This is a genomic window from Bradyrhizobium sp. Crot121 (assembly GCF_059512385.1).
The window spans coordinates 63,302-83,081 of record NZ_JCAMOR010000033.1; the positions used below are offsets into that span (position 1 = coordinate 63,302).

Annotated in this window: 17 protein-coding genes; 4 read left to right on the forward strand and 13 right to left on the reverse strand. The window is 62.5% G+C overall.

The genetic code is table 11. The features are described 5' to 3' along the window. Window positions 1–5: 5 nt before the first annotated feature. From AC5ZGW_RS25970 to AC5ZGW_RS26020, 11 genes are all read right to left on the reverse strand, one after another. Window positions 6–1,550, reverse strand: a complete 1,545-nt coding sequence (locus tag AC5ZGW_RS25970; protein ID WP_130225009.1) for an AMP-binding protein — start codon at window positions 1,548–1,550, stop codon at window positions 6–8. After that, entirely contained in the window at window positions 1,543–2,061 is a 519-nt protein-coding gene (locus tag AC5ZGW_RS25975) for a (2Fe-2S)-binding protein (protein WP_130225008.1), read from the reverse strand. Before AC5ZGW_RS25975 ends, AC5ZGW_RS25970 begins: the two co-directional genes overlap by 8 nt. After that, on the reverse strand, window positions 2,058–2,873 hold the full coding sequence (locus AC5ZGW_RS25980) for an FAD binding domain-containing protein (protein WP_130225007.1): 816 nt from the start codon (window positions 2,871–2,873) through the stop codon (window positions 2,058–2,060). The genes AC5ZGW_RS25975 and AC5ZGW_RS25980 overlap by 4 nt, the downstream gene beginning before the upstream one ends. Beyond that, a complete protein-coding gene (locus AC5ZGW_RS25985; protein ID WP_130225006.1) occupies window positions 2,870–5,884 on the reverse strand; it encodes a xanthine dehydrogenase family protein molybdopterin-binding subunit in 3,015 nt (1,004 codons plus the stop codon). The genes AC5ZGW_RS25980 and AC5ZGW_RS25985 overlap by 4 nt, the downstream gene beginning before the upstream one ends. A gap of 129 nt (window positions 5,885–6,013) precedes the next feature. After that, window positions 6,014–6,856 carry an AraC family transcriptional regulator gene (locus AC5ZGW_RS25990; protein WP_028165742.1) on the reverse strand — a complete coding sequence of 281 codons (843 nt, stop codon included), beginning with the start codon at window positions 6,854–6,856 and terminating at the stop codon, window positions 6,014–6,016. Window positions 6,857–6,947: 91 nt separating this feature from the next. Beyond that, entirely contained in the window at window positions 6,948–8,678 is a 1,731-nt protein-coding gene (locus AC5ZGW_RS25995) for a thiamine pyrophosphate-binding protein (RefSeq protein ID WP_130225051.1), read from the reverse strand. A gap of 50 nt (window positions 8,679–8,728) precedes the next feature. Continuing rightward, window positions 8,729–9,496: an ABC transporter permease gene (locus AC5ZGW_RS26000; protein WP_130225005.1), complete on the reverse strand. Its 768-nt coding sequence runs from the start codon at window positions 9,494–9,496 to the stop codon at window positions 8,729–8,731. After that, window positions 9,493–10,332 (reverse strand): ABC transporter ATP-binding protein, encoded by an 840-nt coding sequence (locus AC5ZGW_RS26005; RefSeq protein ID WP_028165745.1) that lies wholly within the window; start codon window positions 10,330–10,332, stop codon window positions 9,493–9,495. The genes AC5ZGW_RS26000 and AC5ZGW_RS26005 overlap by 4 nt, the downstream gene beginning before the upstream one ends. Window positions 10,333–10,351: 19 nt before the next feature. Further along, the gene (locus tag AC5ZGW_RS26010) at window positions 10,352–11,392 is read right to left on the reverse strand and encodes an ABC transporter substrate-binding protein (RefSeq protein WP_080663838.1); all 1,041 of its coding nucleotides are present in this window, start codon (window positions 11,390–11,392) and stop codon (window positions 10,352–10,354) included. A 79-nt stretch (window positions 11,393–11,471) separates the two neighbouring features. Beyond that, a complete protein-coding gene (locus AC5ZGW_RS26015; protein WP_130225004.1) occupies window positions 11,472–12,893 on the reverse strand; it encodes a UbiD family decarboxylase in 1,422 nt (473 codons plus the stop codon). A gap of 25 nt (window positions 12,894–12,918) precedes the next feature. Next, on the reverse strand, window positions 12,919–13,539 hold the full coding sequence (locus AC5ZGW_RS26020) for a UbiX family flavin prenyltransferase (RefSeq protein WP_028165748.1): 621 nt from the start codon (window positions 13,537–13,539) through the stop codon (window positions 12,919–12,921). Window positions 13,540–13,795: 256 nt separating this feature from the next. Between AC5ZGW_RS26020 and AC5ZGW_RS26025 the strand changes: the two genes are divergently transcribed. From AC5ZGW_RS26025 to AC5ZGW_RS26035, 3 genes are all read left to right on the forward strand, one after another. Then, on the forward strand, window positions 13,796–14,767 hold the full coding sequence (locus tag AC5ZGW_RS26025; RefSeq protein ID WP_130225003.1) for a LysR family transcriptional regulator: 972 nt from the start codon (window positions 13,796–13,798) through the stop codon (window positions 14,765–14,767). A gap of 114 nt (window positions 14,768–14,881) precedes the next feature. Further along, window positions 14,882–16,123 (forward strand): alpha-hydroxy acid oxidase, encoded by a 1,242-nt coding sequence (locus AC5ZGW_RS26030; RefSeq protein ID WP_130225002.1) that lies wholly within the window; start codon window positions 14,882–14,884, stop codon window positions 16,121–16,123. 19 nt (window positions 16,124–16,142) lie between these two features. After that, the gene (locus AC5ZGW_RS26035) at window positions 16,143–17,579 is read left to right on the forward strand and encodes an FAD-binding oxidoreductase (RefSeq protein ID WP_245474623.1); all 1,437 of its coding nucleotides are present in this window, start codon (window positions 16,143–16,145) and stop codon (window positions 17,577–17,579) included. Here the strand turns inward: AC5ZGW_RS26035 and AC5ZGW_RS26040 are convergent. Continuing rightward, window positions 17,569–17,775 carry a UTRA domain-containing protein gene (locus AC5ZGW_RS26040; protein ID WP_349645060.1) on the reverse strand — a complete coding sequence of 69 codons (207 nt, stop codon included), beginning with the start codon at window positions 17,773–17,775 and terminating at the stop codon, window positions 17,569–17,571. The two genes, AC5ZGW_RS26035 and AC5ZGW_RS26040, sit on opposite strands and share 11 nt — an antisense overlap. On the opposite strand from AC5ZGW_RS26040, the gene AC5ZGW_RS26045 reads away from it, so the two are divergent. Continuing rightward, window positions 17,751–17,906 carry a hypothetical protein gene (locus AC5ZGW_RS26045; protein WP_245474622.1) on the forward strand — a complete coding sequence of 52 codons (156 nt, stop codon included), beginning with the start codon at window positions 17,751–17,753 and terminating at the stop codon, window positions 17,904–17,906. The two genes, AC5ZGW_RS26040 and AC5ZGW_RS26045, sit on opposite strands and share 25 nt — an antisense overlap. Window positions 17,907–17,960: 54 nt before the next feature. Here AC5ZGW_RS26045 and AC5ZGW_RS26050 read toward each other — a convergent pair whose 3' ends face one another. Then, window positions 17,961–18,497 carry a ParB N-terminal domain-containing protein gene (locus AC5ZGW_RS26050; RefSeq protein ID WP_130225001.1) on the reverse strand — a complete coding sequence of 179 codons (537 nt, stop codon included), beginning with the start codon at window positions 18,495–18,497 and terminating at the stop codon, window positions 17,961–17,963. Window positions 18,498–19,780 lie beyond the last annotated feature (1,283 nt).

Genomic DNA, 19,780 nt, shown 5'->3' on the forward strand with positions numbered 1-19,780 from the left:
TGTGATCAGGCCGCATCCGAGGGCGGCAGGCGCTCTGCTTCGTATTCTCCTGCGACGAGCAGACGCCGGAGAAGTTTACCGACCGGCGATTTTGGAATGGCATCGACAAAGACGTAGCGTCGCGGGCGCTTGAAATTGGCAAGACCGGAGGTACGGCAGAACTGCTCGAGCTCCGCCTCGGAGACCGATCGGTTGCGCTTGACGAAGGCGGCGACGATCTTGCCCCATTTCTCGTCGGCGAGACCGACGACTGCCACTTCAGAGACAGCGGGATGCAGCGAGAGGCAGCTTTCGATTTCCACCGGCGACACATTCTCGCCGCCGGTGATGATCATGTCATCGACGCGGCCGGTCACGAACAGGTCGCCGTCGGAATCGATGAACCCGGTATCTCCGGTAAAATACCAGCCCTCGCGCAGCGCCTTGGCATCGGCCTCGGGCCGCCGCCAGTAGCCTTCGAATGCTTCGTCGCCGGCGAGCGAGGCGATGATCTCGCCCTCTTCGCCCGGTGCGGCAAGTTCGGCAATCGAACGAGCGTTGATCCGTACCACCCTGATGTGCTGGTTGATGCCGGCTTTGCCGGCCGAGCCGGGCTTGGCCGGCGCGTTCTGATCGATCGTGAAGGTGTAGATCTCGGAGCTGCCGTAATGATTGACGAACAGGTCCGGCTTGAACACTTCGCTCAACTTCTTGAGCAATCCATCCGTCATCGAGGCACCGGCAAAGCCGAGTTTTCGCACGCTCGATACGTCGGTCGCCGAGAACGCCTCGTGGTGAACGAGATCGTGGTAGAGCGTTGGCACCAGATAAAGATTGCTGATCTTCTCGCTCTCGATAAGAGCCAGCGCCTGGCGGCTGTCATAGCGCGGCAGGCAAATGAAGGTGCCGCCGATCAGCGACATCGCGAGCAAGGAGCGCACACCCATGGTGTGATAGAGCGGCATCACGCCGAGCGTACGCTCGTTGCGGCCATAGAGGTTTTGCGCGACATGCGCGATTGCCGCCGCGCGCTCGGCACGATGGTGGCGCGGCACGCCCTTTGGTCGCGATGTCGTGCCCGAAGTGTAGAGCATGATCGACCATGCATCGGCGCCGACCCGAGGCCGGGCATCAGGAGCGTCGCCTTCCACCATGTCCGCGAAAGCCAGATCTCCGTCGGCATTCATACCGACCGCAATGCGTTGCAAGCCGGCCGCGCGCGTAGAGTTTCTCACGGCGTCGGCGGAGACATCCTGATAGAAGACCGCGCAGGCCTCCGCATTCTCGATGCAGAAATCGAGCTCGTCGGCCTTAGCACGCCAGTTGATCGGCGTGATGACCAGCCCCGCAAACTGGCAAGCCCAGTGCAGGGTCGCAGCCTCCCAGCGGTTCTGCAGCACGGTGACGACGTGATCGCCGGGCTTCAGCCCGATGCGATCGAACGATGCTACGAGCGCCGAGATCTTGCCGTACCACTGGCGATAGGTGAGGCGAAGCTCGCCGTCGACGATCGCAAGCGCATCCGGATCACGCGCGACGCTTGCAATAAAACTGCTGCCGAGATCAAGCATCTGACTTCTCTTGGGTGGTGGTGGCGAGCTCGGCGGCCGCTTCCAGCGCCGCCTTTACGATCGGGGTGTAGCCGGTGCAGCGGCAGAGATGGCCGCTCAGGAGATCGCGGATATCGGCTTCGCTTGGCGCCGGATGCCGGCGCAGATAATGGTCGAGCGACATCAGGATGCCGGCGGTACAGAAGCCGCATTGCAAAGCGTGGTTGCGGCGGAACGCTTGTTGCAGGATGCCGAGCCGGTCGGGCGACGGGGCAAGCCCCTCGACGGTTTGGACCTCGCAACCATCGGCCTGTGCCGCCAGCGTCAGGCAGGAACGCGTGAGCATGCCGTCGATAATGACCGTGCAGGCACCGCAAACCCCATGCTCGCAGCCCACATGGGTTCCGGTTGCGCCAATCTGCTGGCGCAGGAAGTCGGACAGCAGCATGCGCGGCTCGGCTTCGGCTTCAACCGGCCTGCCGTTCAGCTTGAAGCGAACCGGATGACGGCCATCGGCGCTGAGACGGGTCATTGCAGCACCTCGCGCACCAGATCGCGGCCGATGATCCGCACCAGATCGCGGCGATAGCGCGCGGTCGCGTGCACGTCATCGCGCGCGTCGAGCTCATAGGCAAAGCCGTTCAGCGCGTCGTCGAGCGCACTTCCGTCCAGGCGCGGCCAGTCCCGCGCCTGCGGAACATCGGCGACGCCGCTAACGGCAAAGCGGACACCTTTCGAGGTCGCAACCGCCGCGCAGGCCACGATGGCGAAATCACCGTGACGGCGGGCGACTTCGCGGAACGCGCATCGCTCGCCGGCCCGAGCGGGAAACGATACGGCTTCAATGAGTTCGTCTTCCGCCCGCGCAGTGGCCATCATGCCAAGAAAGAACTCGGTCGCTGCAACCCGTCGGCGCCGTCGCGCATTGCGCAGATGCACCTCGCCGCCGAGGGCGATCAGCGCGAGCGGCATCTCGGCGCTCGGGTCGGCGTGTGCGAGCGAGCCGCAGATGGTGCCGCGGCTGCGCGTCTGGACATGGCCGACCCAGGGCAACGCCTGCGCAAGAAGCGGCTGAGTCCGCGCCAGTTCCGGCCATGCGAGCAAGGCGGCCTGGCGCACGCCGGCGCCGATCGTCACCACTCCCGCCTGTTCCTCGATGCGGTTGAGCTCCTTCAGCCGCATGATGTCGATCAGGAGTCTCGGCTTGGCGAGGCGCATATTGAGCATCGCCATCAGCGATTGGCCGCCGGCGAGCACGCGGGCATTGCCGCCCTCTTTCGAAAGTCCCTCAAGGACTTCGTTGACGGATTCGGCGCGGACATAGTCGAAGGCGGCTGGTTTCATCGTCGCCCTCCAAACAGGCTCGCAAGCTTGGCGAGCAGCGCAAACATCGAGATGCCACTTGCAGGCGCCCCACCGCCGGCCTGGCGCGCAAGTGCCGCAAAGAACTGTCCGATGATCACGCGCGTGGCGCCGTCGAGCAGGCGGCCGCCGATGCTCGCGACCTTGCCGCCGATCGCTGCGTCATAGCTGTAGCTGAGCTGTGTGCCGCCTTTGCCGTCGGGCTCGAGCGTGATGCGACCTTCGGCGTTTCCGAAACCGAGTGCCCCCTCCGCTTTTCCACGCAGCGTGACTGCGCGGGGCGGGTCGAGATCAAACAATTGGACGTCAGCGCGATAACGTCCGCTGACAGGACCGATGCCGAGCGTCACGTCGGCGCGGAAATGCGTGTCGGAAACCTTGTGGACCTGCTCGCATCCGGGGATCACAGCCTGCAGCGTCTGGGGATCGAGCAGCATCGTCCACACCTGCTCCGGCGCCCCGTTGACGGACGCACGGCCCTCGCCGCGCAGCCGGCGGTCTCCTTCGCGTGCAGGCGCCGCCTTCGATTGTCCCGTCGGCGGTTCGGGCTCCGGACCACGCACCAAATCGGCGAGCTTCGCCGGCACCAGCGGCAGCGTGACGTCGGCAAGGCCCAGCGCGTCGGCAACGGCATTGGCGATGCACGCCGGCGTCGACATGCAGTTGCCTTCGCCGACGCCTTTGGCCCCGAGCGGGGTGAAGGGCGACGGTGTCTCGATATGGATGATCTGCGGCTCGGGGACTTCGGTCGTCGTCGGCAGCAAATAGTCCGCAAACGTTCCGGTCAGAAAGCTGCCGTCCGCCGCATAAGCATATTCTTCATAGAGCGCCGCCCCGAGCGCTTGCGTAAAGCCGCCGCGGATCTGCCCGTTCACCATGCCCGGATGCAGGATGGTGCCGCAATCGTGCATGGTCACGTAGCGATCGATACGGGTCTCAAACGTCGTGCGGTCGATCTCGACGCCGCAAAAATCGAAGATGAAGCCGTGGCAGAGCGAGGAATTGATGCGATCCTGATCGTCCGGCGGGGTCAGCTCCGGCGGCGTCCAGAACACGGTTTCGCGGATGGTCTGGCCGGCATCATCAGGCAATGAGCCCGGCGACCAATGACAGAGCGCCGCGACCCTGGAAAAAGCGATGCGGTTCTCCAGATTGCGCTTCGACGCGACGAAGCCGCCGGCGAACATGATATCTGCCGGCTCAACATTCAGCTGGCTCGCAGCGATGCGCGCAAGACGGACCGCGATCCGCTCAGCCGCCAACTTCGCGGTCCCGGCTACGGCGGCCGCAAACCGGCTCGCATAGTTTCCGGAGGCGATCGACCAGGCATCCTTGGCGGTATCGATCTCCGTATTGACGCGAACATCCTGCGGCTTGAGGCCGAACACATCGGCCACCACCTGCGACAGCACCGTGCGATGACCCTGCCCTTGTGGCACGGATGCGACATGGACCGTGACACCCCCGACGGGATCAAGCGCAACCGTTGCGGTTGCCTGCGCGCCATTCTTCGGTCCGGCCTTGCGACGTTCCGCCGCCGTAAGCACCGTCGTGATATAGCCCATGTTGGAGACGCTGGGCTCAACGACAGCCGTAAAGCCGATGCCATAAAGGCGGCCTTGCGCGCGCGCCTCATCGCGTCGCGCCTTGAGTTCCGCGAGTTGGCCCTGCTCGACAGCTCTGGCGATCGCCTCCTGATAGTTTCCGGAGTCCAGCAGCGCACCGGTCGCCGTGCGATAAGGAAAGGCGTTCGCCGGAACGAGATTGCGCCGGATCACGTCGAGCGGATCAAGACGGAGGCCGATCGCAATCCGCTGCACCAGGCGCTCGAGCGCGAAATAGACTTGCGGTCCGCCAAAGCCGCGGTTGAGGCCGGTCGGCGTCTTGTTGGTGACAACGACGCGGTTGCGCACCTTCACGTGGCGGATGTCGTAGGCGCCAGTGAGATTGCCATGCATGCGGTAGAGCGTTGCGGGTTCGGGTGCGCGCAGGTGGGCGCCGCAATCCTCGACCTGGTCCCAATCGAGCGCGAGGATCCTGCCGTCCGCGGTGACCGCGGCTGAAAGCGTCGTGGCGCGGTTGGTCGCCGAGACCGAGGCCGTCAGGTGCTCAAGGCGATCTTCGATCCACTTCACGGGGCGCCCGACAGCGCGAGAGGCCGCGCTGATCAAAACGATATAGGGAAAGACGCCCTGCTTGACGCCAAAGCTGCCGCCGGAATCCGGTGGCGTGCGCAGCCGCACCCGATTGCCCGGCACCTTCAGCGCACGCGAGATCACGGTATGAATGCTGAAAGGACCCTGGAAATTGGCGAGGATGTCATAGGCATTCTCAGCCGCATCGTAGGTGGCGACGACGCCATAGGTTTCGATCGGCGTGCAGGAATTGCGCGGATAACGGATGTCGATTGAAAAGCGATGCGTTGCTTCGGCAAATGCCTGCTCGGGATTGCCATAGGAAAAACTGCGGTCGCTGGCGAGATTGCCGGGAAAACCATCGTGCAGGACAGCCGCATCGGCAGCGAGCGCCGCCAACGGATCGACCACCGCAGCGCGCGGCCGGTACTCGACGTTAATCAGTTCGATCGCATCTTCCGCCCGGGCGCGATCGCTCGCGACGACGACGGCGACGGGCTCGCCGACATAGCGAACCCGCTCGGTCGCAATCGGCCAGCATTCCACCGGCGCCTTCACGCCAACGACGAGGCTCGACGTCAGCGCCTTGACCTGCTCGCCGGTGAGGACAGCGGCGACGCCCGGCGCATGCCGCGCCGCCTCAGCGTCAACAGAGACAATATCGGCATGGGCATGTGGGGAGCGCAGGATGGCAGCATGCAGCGTCCCCGGTGGAGTGCCGAGATCGTCGATGAAGCGCCCGCGCCCGGTGAGCAGCGCGGCATCCTCGACGCGTTCGATCGAACGGCCGACCCAAGGCCGGTCTTCAGCCGTGTTCTGATCGACCGATGATGCGGACTGAACCGCGGCCTCCGCCATTCCGACGCTCCTCTTCATCGCGCTCTCTGACGCGACGTGGAGCAGTTGTCAGAATGTCAGCCATGCGGGCCATACCGCCCGATCTCACGACCTACCAAATCGTCTCATTTCGGAGTGTGCGCCGCAATATCAACTTGCAAGCCGCGAGACGTTGCGAAATTCGCGCGGGCCGACTCCGGCGTGATCGCGGAAGAAGCGGGTGAAATGCGCCGGCTCCGGAAAGCCGAAGCGCTCACTGAGATCAGTGACCGACGTATCCTGGTGGATCACGGCATCAAGCGCCCGCTCCATCCGCACGACGTTCAGATAGATCTTGGGCGAAACCCCGAGCGAGGATTCAAACAGGCGGAAGAACTGCGCCCGCGACAGCCCTGCGCCCTTCGCGAACTGATCGACGTTGGCGTGGGCTCCCTCCTGCGCGCGAATCACTTCCGTCGCGCGCCGGATCCGCCAGTCGCACGACATCGCGTTCATGCCGCGGATGGAATTGGGAAAGCTCCGCCACGGTGTGAAGCGCTCGATCACCGCGATCATCAGGTCCGAGAGGGTCTGCTCATGGGCACGGACGCAGTCCGGATGCGACATCATGTCGGTGGCGAGATGCATCGTGAGTTGCCGGATCCGCGGCGAGACCTCCCCGGACGGCTGATCGAAGAAACCCGGCGCGCCGCTCGCGGCCCATCCGGGCCGGAACTCCTTCAACCATTCAGGTTCAATATAAAGCGCCAGAATGAGGGTTCGCGGCCGCGCGGGATCGTGAACATAGGCGTGCGGCTTCCAGCCGTCGACGAGCACGGCGCATGTGTCGGTCAGCGGATAGACCCTATCTCCCACCAGGAACTGTGTATCGGCGCCTTCGACCTTCAGCAGGACATGGCAATGCGGATGCGCATGGCGCACCAGCGAACGATCCATATCCAGCAGCGCGACCCTGCCGAAGGCGCCATGAGCGATGCGCAGAGCTGTCGACATCAAGGCCTCCCTTCAGACGTCGTTGTTGCTTCCTTTCCCGTCAGCACAAGTCGAATGATCTGTCAATCCGAGAGGCAGCCACGGCACGCCATCATCGTTGCGGAGCAACATCGCGCGCAGCGAGCGCACGCTCGCGTAATTGCGTCAGCGTTGCAGTGGGCGTAATCGCTTCCGGATCGATCCTGAGCTCCAGTATGGCGGGTTTGCTTTTTTCATCGGCGAAGGCCCGGGCCCGCGCAAATGCTGCGGGAAAGGCATCGGTTTCCAGCACAAGTTCACCATAGCCGCCAAAGGCCCGCGCGAGCGCTGCGAAATCCGGATTGTCCAGCGCCGTCGCATGTACCCGTCCGGGATATTCCTTCTCCTGGTGCATGCGGATCGAGCCGTACATGCTGTTGTTGATGATGATCGCGATGACGCCGAGCCCATGTCGCGCCGCCGTGGCGAGCTCGTTCGCGCTCATCAGAAAGCAGCCGTCGCCCGCAAAGCAGACAGCAGTGCGCTCGGGATGCGCCAGCTTGGCGGCGATTGCCGCCGGCAGGCCATAACCCATCGATCCAGAGGTCGGCGCAAGCTGGGTCCTGAAGCCGCCATAGCAGTGAAATTTGTGCACCCAGATGGCATAGTTGCCGGCACCATTCGAGATGATCGCGTCCGCGGGGAGCACCTCGCGCAAATGCAGCATCACTGCGCCCAGATCAACCGGGCCCGGCATTGATCCCGGCGTCTGGTCGGAGACGAATTCGGCACGGCCTGCCGCAACCCAGGCCTTCCGTTGCAGGCTCCTGGTTGCCTGCGATCCGTCGGACGGCTGCAGTCGCGCGACGGCCGCGGCAAACTCCGGCATGCCAGCGTTGACCAGGAGATCGGCTTGATAGACACGGCCGAGCTCGTTCGGATCGGCATGCACGTGAACGAAGCGCTGCGACGGCCGGGGCACTTCGAACAAGGTGTATCCGGACGTCGTCGTCTCGCCGAGCCGTCCGCCGATGGCGATGATGAGATCGGCACTGCGAATGCGCCGGACCAATGCTGCACTCGGTCCAAGCCCGGCGTGGCCGGTGTAGTTTGGATGGCGGTTATCCAACATATCCTGCCGCCGGAAGCCCGCGACAACGGGCAGATCGAACAGCTCGATGAAGGTCTTGAGGTCCTCGCAGGCTCGCGCGTTCCACCCGCCGCCGCCGACAATAACAAGCGGCCGCTCCGCATCCGCTACCATCTCGACGAGCCGAGAGAGCTGATCAGCACTCGGATGCGCCGCAGACCGCCGATACGGCCTGGCATCCGCAGCCACGACCTCCTCGGCCAGCATATCCTCCGGCAGCGAGACCACGACCGGACCCGGGCGGCCCGAGACCGCGACATGAAAGGCGCGGCTGACCAATTCCGGGATGCGCTCGGCGCGGTCGATCTCCACGACCCACTTCGCCATGCCGCCGAACATCTGGCGGAAATCGACTTCCTGCCACGCTTCGCGTCCCAGCATGCCGCGGGCAACCTGCCCGATGAACAGGATCATCGGCGTCGAATCCTGCGAAGCCGTATGCACGCCGATCGCGGCGTGGCTTGCGCCGGGCCCTCGTGTCACGAAGCAGATACCGGGCTGCCCGGTCAGCTTTCCATAGGCCTCGGCCATGTGAGCCGCGCCAGCCTCATGACGCGTCACGACGGTCCGGATCGCGTTGCCGTCACCGGCCAGCGCATCGATTGCGGCCAGAAAGCTTTCCCCCGGCAAGCAGAATACCGTGTCGACGCCGTGGATCTTCAGCGTATCGATGAGGATTTCGCCACCGCTGCGCGGGCCTGACGTCGTCAACATCGATCGTTGCTCACCCGACGATTGCTTGATGACAGAGAGCTGGCCATCGATCATGCCCTTCGTTTCCAGGGAACGAGACGATGTTCGATCTCATCGAGCACGATCGAGAACAGGAATCCGAGCACCGCGATCACGAGAAGCCCGACATACATCGTATCGACCGTCAGCACCTGCCAGGCATTCCAGATCATGTAGCCGACGCCGTCATTGGCGGCGACCATCTCGGAAATCGCGATCAGGATCAGCCCCATGCCGACCGCCAGTTTGACACCGGCCATGATCGAGGGCAACGCTCCGGGCAAGGCGATGGTCCGAAACACCTGCCACCGGTTGGCCCGGTAATTATGCCCGACATCGAGGTATATCTTGTCGATGTTGGCGACGCCGACCACCGTATTGATGATGATCGGGTAGAACGCGCCCAGCGCGACCATGACCACCTTCGACATTTCACCGAGACCGAAGATCAAGAGCACCAGCGGGAGGATGGCGCTCTTCGGGATCGGATAGGTGGCCGAGATCAAGGGATCGATCGCCGCACGCAGCGGCCGCGATATGCCCATGGCAAGACCAAGGAACAACGCGGGCACGCCGCCGAGCAGCATGCCGAGCGCGAGGCGCTTGAGACTTGCGAGGACATTGGCGCCAAGCTCGCCGGAAGCGACCAACGCGGCAAACTGATGAACGATGGCCGATGGCGGCGGAAAGAAGCGCGCATCGAGAAGCCCAAATCGGGCCGCGAGCTCCCAGAGGCCCAACAGCACGATGGGCGTGAGGACACCGACTACCCTGTCACGGCCTTTGACCTCGGCGCTCATGCCTTCTCTCCTTCCGCGTTTTGACGCGCGCGCTGTACCTCCTCGCGCAATTGCTCCCAGATATGGAACACGAGATCGCCATAGGAAGGTTTTTGCCGGAGTTCCAGCACATTCCGCGGACGCGGAAACGGCACATCGAGCACGGCCTTGGCGCGCCCGGGATTGGCGGTCATGATCATGATGCGGTCACCGAGCGTGACTGCTTCGTCGACGCTGTGGGTGATGAATACGACCGTCTTCTTGGTCGCTTCCCAGATCCGCAGCAATTCCTCATGAAGCAGCAGCTTGTTCTGCTCGTCCAGCGCCGAGAACGGTTCGTCCATGAACAGGATTTCCGGATCATTGGCGAAGGCTCGCACGATCGACACACGCTGACGCATGCCACCCGATAGCTGGTTGGGATAGCGGTCGCGAAACCGCCACAGGCCGATCCGCTCGAGCCACGTGCGGACCGTGTCGGACACCTGCGCCTCAGGGACACGCCGCATACGCAGGCCGTAGGCGGCATTATCGAATACCGTCATCCAGGGGAACAGCGAGTCGCCCTGGAAGATCATGGAATTGACCGGGCGCTTCTCATCGGTCCTGTTGACGGCGACGGTGCCTGAACTCTGAGTATCGAGCCCGGCAAGGATGCGCAGCAGTGTGGTCTTGCCACAGCCGCTCGGGCCGACGATCACGAAAAACTGCCCTTGCGGAATATCGATGGTGATGCCGTCGAGGGCTACGAAACCCGACGATCCGAAATATTTGCTGACACCCGAAAGGGACAGTTGCGGCGTCGACGGCACCAGTTCCGGCCGCCCCTGCTTATTCAACACGTTCGCAATAGCCATGACGTATCCTTCTTTGCCGTCAGTTTTCGGCAGGCTTGTAGGAGCCGAGCTTCTGCACCGCCTTGTCAGCAAACGAGGCGTCGACAACGTCCTCGACCTTGCCCGGCCGCTCCAGATAGCCGTTGTCGGCAAAGAACTTCAGATCGTCCGCCATGCTCTTCACGTTAACCTTGCCATCCGGATCAATCCCGTTCGGCACCATCTTCTTAAACAGCTCCGGATCCTTCAGGCCGGTGCTTTTCATGATGGTCTGAATCACCTGGTCGACGCCCTTGCCCGTGAATTTTCCGCCAGCGGTGGCATCGTTGTAGATGCGCGCCGCCTTGAGGTAGGCGACCATGAACCGCTCGGCGACGGCCGGACGCTTGGCGATGAAGTCACCGCCATAGAGCAGCACGGCAACCTGCTGATCCGGATAGCCATCCGCCACGAACTTCACGGCGACGCCGCTATTGATCGCCTGCGTGACCGACGGCTCCGTCGTGATCGCCGCGTCGATTGCACCGGTGGTGAAGGCTGCGATCTGCTGGGGATAGTTGATATAGTTGTGCGTAACGTCCTTGTAGGTCAGCCCTGCACCACCAAGGATGTGGCTAAGCTTTGCATTGGTCGCGGCTCCCGGTCCAACCTCGCCGAATTTCATTCCTTTCAGGTCTGCAACGGTCTTGACGGTGCCGTTGTCGACCAGCGCCTTGCGGACGAGCAGCGGCATGTAATCGTAAGAGCGTGGCGTCGAGCCCTTATCGGCTACGACCTTCACATTGATGCCGCGCGCCACCGCATTGTAGAGCCCCGCGGAAGATGCACCTGCGCCAACGTCGATCTGTCCCGCGCCGAGCGGCGCGATCATCTTCGGTCCGGAATCGAAGCTGACCAGGGTGACGTTGAGATTCTGTTCGGCAAAGAACCCGCGTTCGGCGGCAAGGTGAAAGACAACATCGCTGACCACGTTGTTGATGGCGACCTTGACGTCATCGGCCGCTTTCGCCCACGTGGGCACCAAGCTCGATGCCGCCACAGCACTGAAAACCAAACTCGCACGGATCATCCTAGAGAGCATCAATCACCTCCCAATGTTACCTGCGACCGCACTCTTGCGGGCGCGCTGCGTTGTTAACGTGTTCGGATCAGCCCCTTGCCTATCGCGCTCGTGCAAGAACGCGGGAGAAGGCGGCATTCGGATCTTTTTGCAAGACCGTCGCGAGGTCGACCTCTTCTTCGCCCTTGACATGGATGCGCTTGAAATCGAGCTCGGGCGCATCGACCGGCACGGTCGCATCGAGCCCCATCTTGGCGCTGATCCCTTTGTCGGTTGTCGGATCGAGCTTGGAGCCGAGCGCGCCGGAGACGACCAGGAGATCGCGGTCGGCCTGGAAGCGGGTGGCGACCGCCCATTCGATCTCCTCGGAATCACCAATGTCGACATCCTTGTCGACGACTATGACCTGCTTGATGTCATAGTGAGCGCCGAAGGCAGCCATGATGATGTTCTTCGGCTCGCCGTCGGCAATCTTGTCGATCTTGACGGCAAGATGATACCGACAGGTGCCACCCCGGGTGAGACGTACATCGAGCACGTTCGGGAAACTGCGCCGCAGATGCTGCACCAGCGTCGCCTCGCGCGGTACGCCGCCGAGAATGAGATGCTCGTAACCACCGCCGACGATGGTATGGTAGATTGGCTGAGCGCGGTGAGTGACCATGTCGACCTCGATCACCTCGCGATCCGCACGCGGCCCGTAGTACTGGGGAAATTCGCCGAACGGCCCCTCGGGCTCCCGCACGCGGGGAAGAATTCGTCCCTCGATCACGATCTCCGCATGGGCGGGAACGCGGACCGAGTTGGTCTTGCATTTCACGACATCGACGGGGTGACCGAGCAGCGCGCCGGCAATCGCCATCTCGTCTTCGTCCAGCGCAGCAATCGCCTGCGACGCCAGGAGCAGGGCCGGATGAACCCCAATGACGATGGCGATTTCGAGTGCCTCACCAGCTTCCTCAGCCATGCGGAAATAGGACAGCGTGTGCCGTGGCAACAACAGAACGCCGATCCGGTTCGGACCGCTGATCTGGCAGCGATGGATCGAGACGTTCTGAATGCCGTTGCGCGGATTGCGCGCTATCAACAGCCCCGCCGTGATGTAGGGGCCGCTGTCGCGCTCATTATGTTTCGGGATCGGCAGCTGCCGGAGGAGATCGACCTCGTTGTGGACAACCTCCTGCACCGGCCCGCTTGCCACTTCACGGCTCGGCAGCGGATTGCGCGCCGCCGCGAGGAAACGCGTCAGCAATTGCTCCTCGCTGACGCCGATGGAATCGGCGACCCAGTCGCGAGCCGCGAACAGATTTGAGACCACCGGAATGTCGTGCCCGCCGGGCTTTGGAAACAACACCGCGCGGTCACGCTCCAGCCCTTTCGAAACGGCAGCGAGCTCATCGGCAAGCCCTACTCCCTCGCGAGCAACCGCGAGTTTGCCGCGCTCGGCGAGGTGAGCGAGCCATGATCGCAAGTCTTTCGGCGCCTCCGCCGCAGCGGCTCTGGCCAGGTTCTCGGTCCGCATATGGCGATCCTTTCCGTGGTCTTCTTCAAGCATAGGGAGCAATTTTTCGCGGCGAACGACGCTTCAACGCCTCGTCCTCGCCCCAGCGGCGCACCACGCCGATGTCGATGTCGAACAGGTCGAGCACGCGCCCGACCGTATGCTCGACCATGTCGTCCAGGCTGTCGGGCTTGGCATAGAACGCCGGCACCGGCGGCGCGATGATCGCTCCCATCTCTGAAAGCGCGGTCATGGTACGCAGGTGGCCGGTGTGCAGCGGCGTCTCGCGCACCATCAACACCAGCCGGCGACGCTCCTTGAGCACAACGTCGGCGGCCCTGGTCAGGAGCGTGGTGGTGACGCCGGACGCGATCTCCGACATTGATCGCATCGAACAGGGCGCGATGATCATGCCCGCCGTGCGGAACGAGCCACTGGAGATCGAAGCCGCCATGTCGTCGATGGCGTGGCTGAAATCGGCCAGCACCTTCACCTCGGCGATCTTCAGGTCGGTTTCATAGGCGAAGGTCTGCTCCGCCGTCTTCGACATCACCAGGTGCGTTTCGACACCGGCGTTGCGGAGCAATTGCAGCAAGCGCACGCCGTAGACGACGCCGGAGGCTCCGGAGATGCCGATAATCAGCCGTGAGGGCGTCCGATCCTGCATGACGTTTCGCTTCTGCTCCCTGCTGCCGCGACGCAAGTGACGCCAGGCGTCGCGGCCATCGAAATGAATGTTGTTTGCCTGGGCGGTGCGGTGCCCCGATTTCGGGCTGCAGGCGCGTCAAGCTGTTTGAACGGACAGTAGAGGCAAGCTAAGATCAGTACAAATAATGATTGATGATAAACTCAATCATCCAAAATGATGCCCAGCGGCAGCCTACAGCACCGGCGCGTCGTCGAGGACAGGAAGGAAAAAACCAATGGAACTCAGGCAGATGCAATACTTCCTTTGCCTGGCGGAAGAGAGGAACGTGACCCGCGCAGCCCGCCAGCTCAACATCGTACAGCCGGCACTCAGCATGCAGATCGCCAAACTTGAGGCCGAGCTTGGCCAAAAGCTGTTCGAGCGGAGCATCAACGGAATGACGCTGACGGTCGCCGGCGAAGCGTTCTCCCGGCTCGTGTTTCCCATCGTGCGCGACGTCGAATATGCCAAGCAGGAAATGGCGCGGCTCAACGGCCGTATTTCCGGCCGGGTATCGGTCGGACTGATTACCTCGGTGGCGCAGAGCACGATGGCGAGTTCGTCCGCAACCGTTGCGCATCTCTATCCGGAAATCACGCTCTCGGCCTGCGAGGGATACACGGAAACCTTGACCGACTGGGTGAATTCCGGGCAACTCGACTTTGCGCTAATCAACGTGCCGCGCCGGCGCGTTTCGCTCGCCACGCACCATGTAATGGACGAAGAGATGGTGTTCGCCTGCCGAAAGGATGCGCCGATCAAGCCACCGACGAACCTGCGTTTCGGGCATCTCGCCGAGTTCGACCTGGTCATGCCATCGAAACGGCACGGCCTGCGCATGATCCTCGAGGAGCACGCCACCACGGCCGGCATCGAATTGAAGCCGAGGCTGGAGCTCGACACGCTACCCGCGGTGTGCGACGTGATCGCCTCCACCAATCTCGTGACCGTGCTGCCCACGATTGCACTTCAACAATCCCTGGCGGACGGCAGGGTGAGAGCGCACCGCTTCGCCGAACCGCGCATCGTCCGATCGATCGCCTGGGTTCATCATCCGCGCCGAATGGTGTCCGCCGCCGCCAGAGCCGTGCTAGACATCATCCGCCACGACCTGCTCGAGGCCGCGACATCGGCAAGCAACTATGTGCAGCCGGCTTCCGGAGATACAGCGAGGCGCCGGGCTATACGGCGCGCCAAGTCGCGGTAGCCATCCTGCCGGCAATCATCAGAAGCTATCGCTGTCATCATCTCTAATTATTTGCGGTGATGACGAGACGCATCCTATGAGAAGCGGGGGTCACGCAACCAAGGACGCTTTCTCATGACCGGCGATCTTCGCCGCTCCTCACCGCGCGCGCAAGCCTGGGGTGCCGGCAGCGGAACAAGCCCCGAGGCTCGCTTGCGTCAGCGTTTGCCCACGCTGGATGACATCGAGCGCCGCGCCCGTCGCCGCATCCCGCGCTTTGCCTTCGATTTTCTCGAGGGCGGAACGGGTGACGATCTGAACACCCGGCGCAATCGACTGGCGCTCGATGCGGTGGAGCTGGTCCCCCGCTACGGCAAGCCTGGTCCCGTTAGCACTGAGGTTGAGCTGTTCGGCGTCCGTTGCGCGGCGCCGATCGGCATCTCTCCTGTGGGAGTCGACGGCATTATCTGGCCCGGCGCCACGCGGATGTTCGCAAGCGCAGCCGGCAAGGCAAGGATTCCCTACATTGCCGGCACGCTCGCCACCGCCACGATCGAGGATGTCGCCGAGCTTGCCGGTCCCTATGCCTGGTTTCAGCTCTACGGACTGCCGGCCGACGACCACGCCGTCACCTTCGATCTGATCAAGCGGGCAGGCGCGGCTGGCGTGCGGGTGCTGGCGGCGACGCTGGATGCGCCGGTTCGCTCCAAGCGTCCTCGTGATCTGCGCAACGGCCTGGTGGTCCCATTCCGTCCTACGCCAAGAACCATCCTGGACGTGGCTCTGTCGCCGCCGTGGCTGCTTGCGCTCGCCACAGCGGGCACGCCGTCCTTTCGCAACATGGAGCGTTACGTCGAAAAGCCGGCCACGCTGGCGAACACCGCCGGCTTTGTACAGAGCCAGATCAAGGGCACGTTTTCCTGGGATGTCATCAAGCGGATGCGGGATGCCTGGTCAGGCGCGCTGATCGTGAAAGGTGTCATGCATCCCGAGGATGCCGAACAGGCGCTTGCAGCGGGAGTGGATGGCATCCTGGTCTCCAATCATGGTGGTCGCCAGTTCGATGCTGCGCCTGCTGCGATCGACGTCCTTCCCGCTATCGCTGCAAGGGTCGGGACCAGAGCCACCATCCTGTTCGACAGCGGCATACGATCGGGCCTTGACGTCGCGCGCGCCATCGCGCTCGGCGCCAGCGGTACATTTGCGGGGCGCGCATTCCTGCTCGGGCTCGGCGGACTCGGGGAAAGAGGCGCAGTCTATGTCGCCGGACTCTTGAAGGAAGAGCTGGAGACCGCGATGGGACAGCTCGGCGCACCATCGCTCGACGCGCTCGCGCAACTCACACGCCGCCACCGCGGCGCCTTTGACTTTACCTGACTGAAGGGGAGACGGCGTTGTGCACATCATCGCGACGGGAGACATGCTGACGAACGACCTTGGCGACCGACTGCGCGCAATTCTTGGGCCCCAAGGCCTGGCCGAGCCGAATGCTGAGTTCGAGCGCTATTGTGTTTCTTTCGACGGCGCGTTCCGGGGACCCGCGCAATATATCGCGCGCCCCTCCTCCACCGCCCAAGTTTCTGCCGTCGTGACCGCATGCCGAAAGGCAGGCATTTCGATGGTACCTCAGGGGGGCAACACCGGCCTGGCGGGCGGTGCTCAGCCAATCGATCCCCGCAGCGTGATCATTTCGCTGGAGCGGATGCGCGCCCTGCGCGCGGTCGACGCGCAGAACGACACCATTACCGTCGAGGCAGGGATGACGCTCGCAGAGGTGCAGGCGCACGCAGCCGATGTCGACCGGTTGTTTCCGCTCAGCCTCGCCTCCGAAGGATCCTGCCAGATCGGCGGCAACCTTTCGACCAACGCGGGAGGAACGCAGGTCCTGCGCTACGGCAACATGCGCGCTCTGACGCTCGGGCTCGAAGTCGTACTTCCCGACGGCAGCATGTGGAGCGGGCTGCGGGGCTTGCGCAAGGACTCGACCGGCTATGATCTCAAACAACTCTTTATCGGAGCCGAGGGCACGCTCGGCATCATCACGGCCGCCACACTGCGGCTGTTTTCGAGACCGCGAGACATCGTCACGGCTTTCGTTGCTGTCCCGACGCCGGCGGCGGCACTTGATCTCCTCCACCTTGCCCGCAGCCACGTCGGCGAGAGCCTGAGCGCGTTTGAGCTGATGCGGCGCGAATGCATGAAGTGGGTCTTGGTGGCATTGCCGGGACAGACTTCACCCTTTGCCGAGGAACATCCATGGTATGTGCTCATCGAGGCTGCCGGCCAGGGCGAGCCGGGTTCGCTGCGTGATCCGATCGAGCAAATGCTGTCCGAGGCGCTGGAAAAAGGCCTGGTGATCGACGGCGTGCTTGCGGATTCGGAGGCGCAGCGCCGCCGTCTCTGGGCCCTTCGCGAAGGCCAGGCCGAAGCACAGAAAGCGGGTGGCGCCGGCATCAAGCACGACGTCTCGGTCCCGGTGTCGCAGGTGCCTGAGTTCATCGCGCGTGCCGACGCTGCGCTGGCGGACGCAATCCCGGGCATCCGTCCCTTTGCGTTCGGCCATCTCGGCGACGGCAATATTCATTATAATCCGATGCCGCCGCTGGGCATTAGCTCCAGTCAGTTCAATGAACGTCGGAGCGAAATCAACCGGATTGTGCACGACATCGTCGCCGATCTCGGCGGTTCGATCAGCGCAGAACACGGCGTGGGCCAACTCCGTCGATCGGAGATGCTCCGTTACAAATCACCAGCAGAGCTGAACGCGCTGAGGCTCCTGAAGCAAGCCTTCGATCCCCACAATCTCATGAATCCCGGCAAAGTCATCGCCTAAGCCTGCCGACGCGACGCTTGGCTTTGCGTTTGCTCGATCGATCCCTATCGATGCGAATGAAGTCGCCGCGATAGGTCACTTCGCCGAGGTAAATGACGCGATCGCTAGCGGTGTTGAAGACCCGCCGCACCTCCGCGACCGGAGAACCAAGCGGAACTTCAAGAAGCTTGGATGCTTCGAGATCGGCTGTACCGATACTCCGACAACACGATTACGAACTGGCTGCAGCAATCCACCGATTTCTTCATGGCGAACGCCGGCATCAAGGATTTCACCCCGGCCAACAAATATTTCGACCCGAGCCTTTACCTCAAGACGATTGCGTAGATGGCCATTAGCCCAAGCCCGCTTGAGGCCGGTGGGCCGCGGCGGAGCGGGCGATCAATAACGACCGCCATTGCGCTTTTGTTGCGTGAGCCATTCCGACAACGTTCTTGGTGTCGATCCTGAAGTCTTGCGATCTAATTGGCTTCGTGATGCCTTGGGAACGTTCCGAATACCCTTCTCTGAAGGTTTTCGCAAAAGCTCTGCAGACTGCGTCTCTATGGCGGCCTCCGAAGCAGCGGCTAATCGCGCGGCAGCCTCCTTTTCGAGGCGCAGTCTTTTCAATCGCGCCATCTTGTCGCGCTCTGCTTCTGCTTCGGCGCTGTCCGACAAAAGCGTCTTTTGGGGTACGATCTCAGCCGAGACCAGAACCCCGATGACAGTTCCTTCGCCAAGAGCCTTGCAGGCTTCGAACCGATGCAGTCCCTCGACCAGAACGAACCGGCCTTCGTCGGGCCGAACGAGAATGGGCACTTGTTGTCCGATTTCTAAAATACTTTCCGCGATTTCTTGAACGAGCTCAGGCTTGAGTGCTTTCTTCCTCTTCACGGGAACGTAAATCTTGTCGATTGGGAAGCTTTCCGGCTTGGACATAGCTTCTACTCCGCAGTGACTGAGCTCAATTACCGAACCACCTGGCGGCGGTGGCAAGATTTTAGGGATGAAGCGCTCTACCGCCAAGGCAATTTCCGCGCGTCCCTCGCGCGACACCGGTCGGACGACCGCCCCTTTTTTGAGTCCAGTTTCCTATCGGCTGAGGAATCAAAACTGGTAGTGCCACGAACGAGAAGGCCCTGCTTCTAATTTGATTGGCCGATCGCATCCTTACGCTTGCGAAACTCGACCGCGTGATCGCACGCGGCGATCTCAGAGCAAGGAAAACACGGCCACTCGGTGGTGGTGATGAGAAGCGAGATCGCGCGCTACATCGAGCAATGGCCTGACGTGAAACCGCGCACTGAAGGGGTACGCAGTGATTGAGGTTTCAGCCGACTTAAACAGCGAGGGCGAGCGCTTTTCGAGTTTCTGAGGTTCGACTTCGTCAACGCAATCGATCTTCGGATATTCCGAACCGGTAAGCCATTTATTTTACTGATGTTTTTGACCTGGCTGGGGCGGGAGGGATCGAACCTCCGAATGGCGGAATCAAAATCAGTTTGATTATTCAATGATTTCAAGGTGCATTTGGAAAAAATGTCGAAAACGGCCTCTAATGATATCGATAGCTTGGCAGCCGTTTCCAAATGAAAAAGCTCGCCACCCATAGCCGTGCAAGCGCAGCGTTCGGTCACGGTTCGTCCCTTTGCGGGCATACAGGCGTAGTCGGCGCCAAGTCGTAGCGGCAGGTTACGTTCGTAGCGAGATTATCCGATTCCCCCCCGCTCAGGCCTAGCTCAATTCCGGCGCACGCCGGGACTTCAAGACCCGCGTCCCTAGCGCTTCCGGGACAGGCTGCCTCGACGCAAATGTGGCGACTATCCGTCTTCACAAACCTCACATGATTACGCGGCGGCGTAGAGTGGACGGCGGAGCAATGGAGCGCTCCGCTCAGCCGAGCCCGCCGTTGATGCACCGGCCGATGGTCGGGGACGACTGGGCGGGGCCGCCGTAACCCTCCATAGGCACGGACGAGGCATCGGCCCTCCGCCCAACCCCAGACGGCCCTCTGAGCGGCCTCCCGAGGCCGCTGAGCGCGTATGCCGGCGCCCATGGCGACGGCTAATCACTCTTCGAGCGGCTCGGCTACCATCTCTCGGTCGGGGGAAGTACGATTGCGGGGCGCAAATGGCGATTGGGCGTGCTGCGTCATGACGTACAAGCCGGAGGCAAGGCCAAACATGGATCGCAGGAAATTTATAAAGAGAGCCTCGGGACTG

Coding starts and splice junctions, on each gene's coding strand:
- AC5ZGW_RS25970 (WP_130225009.1), bottom strand. CDS start 1,550: ATGCTTGATCTCGGCAGCAGTTTTATTGCAAGCGTCGCGCGTGATCCG.
- AC5ZGW_RS25975 (WP_130225008.1), bottom strand. CDS start 2,061: ATGACCCGTCTCAGCGCCGATGGCCGTCATCCGGTTCGCTTCAAGCTG.
- AC5ZGW_RS25980 (WP_130225007.1), bottom strand. CDS start 2,873: ATGAAACCAGCCGCCTTCGACTATGTCCGCGCCGAATCCGTCAACGAA.
- AC5ZGW_RS25985 (WP_130225006.1), bottom strand. CDS start 5,884: ATGGCGGAGGCCGCGGTTCAGTCCGCATCATCGGTCGATCAGAACACG.
- AC5ZGW_RS25990 (WP_028165742.1), bottom strand. CDS start 6,856: ATGTCGACAGCTCTGCGCATCGCTCATGGCGCCTTCGGCAGGGTCGCG.
- AC5ZGW_RS25995 (WP_130225051.1), bottom strand. CDS start 8,678: ATGTTGACGACGTCAGGCCCGCGCAGCGGTGGCGAAATCCTCATCGAT.
- AC5ZGW_RS26000 (WP_130225005.1), bottom strand. CDS start 9,496: ATGAGCGCCGAGGTCAAAGGCCGTGACAGGGTAGTCGGTGTCCTCACG.
- AC5ZGW_RS26005 (WP_028165745.1), bottom strand. CDS start 10,332: ATGGCTATTGCGAACGTGTTGAATAAGCAGGGGCGGCCGGAACTGGTG.
- AC5ZGW_RS26010 (WP_080663838.1), bottom strand. CDS start 11,392: ATGCTCTCTAGGATGATCCGTGCGAGTTTGGTTTTCAGTGCTGTGGCG.
- AC5ZGW_RS26015 (WP_130225004.1), bottom strand. CDS start 12,893: ATGCGGACCGAGAACCTGGCCAGAGCCGCTGCGGCGGAGGCGCCGAAA.
- AC5ZGW_RS26020 (WP_028165748.1), bottom strand. CDS start 13,539: ATGCAGGATCGGACGCCCTCACGGCTGATTATCGGCATCTCCGGAGCC.
- AC5ZGW_RS26025 (WP_130225003.1), top strand. CDS start 13,796: ATGGAACTCAGGCAGATGCAATACTTCCTTTGCCTGGCGGAAGAGAGG.
- AC5ZGW_RS26030 (WP_130225002.1), top strand. CDS start 14,882: ATGACCGGCGATCTTCGCCGCTCCTCACCGCGCGCGCAAGCCTGGGGT.
- AC5ZGW_RS26045 (WP_245474622.1), top strand. CDS start 17,751: ATGCTTCGAGATCGGCTGTACCGATACTCCGACAACACGATTACGAAC.
- AC5ZGW_RS26050 (WP_130225001.1), bottom strand. CDS start 18,497: ATGTCCAAGCCGGAAAGCTTCCCAATCGACAAGATTTACGTTCCCGTG.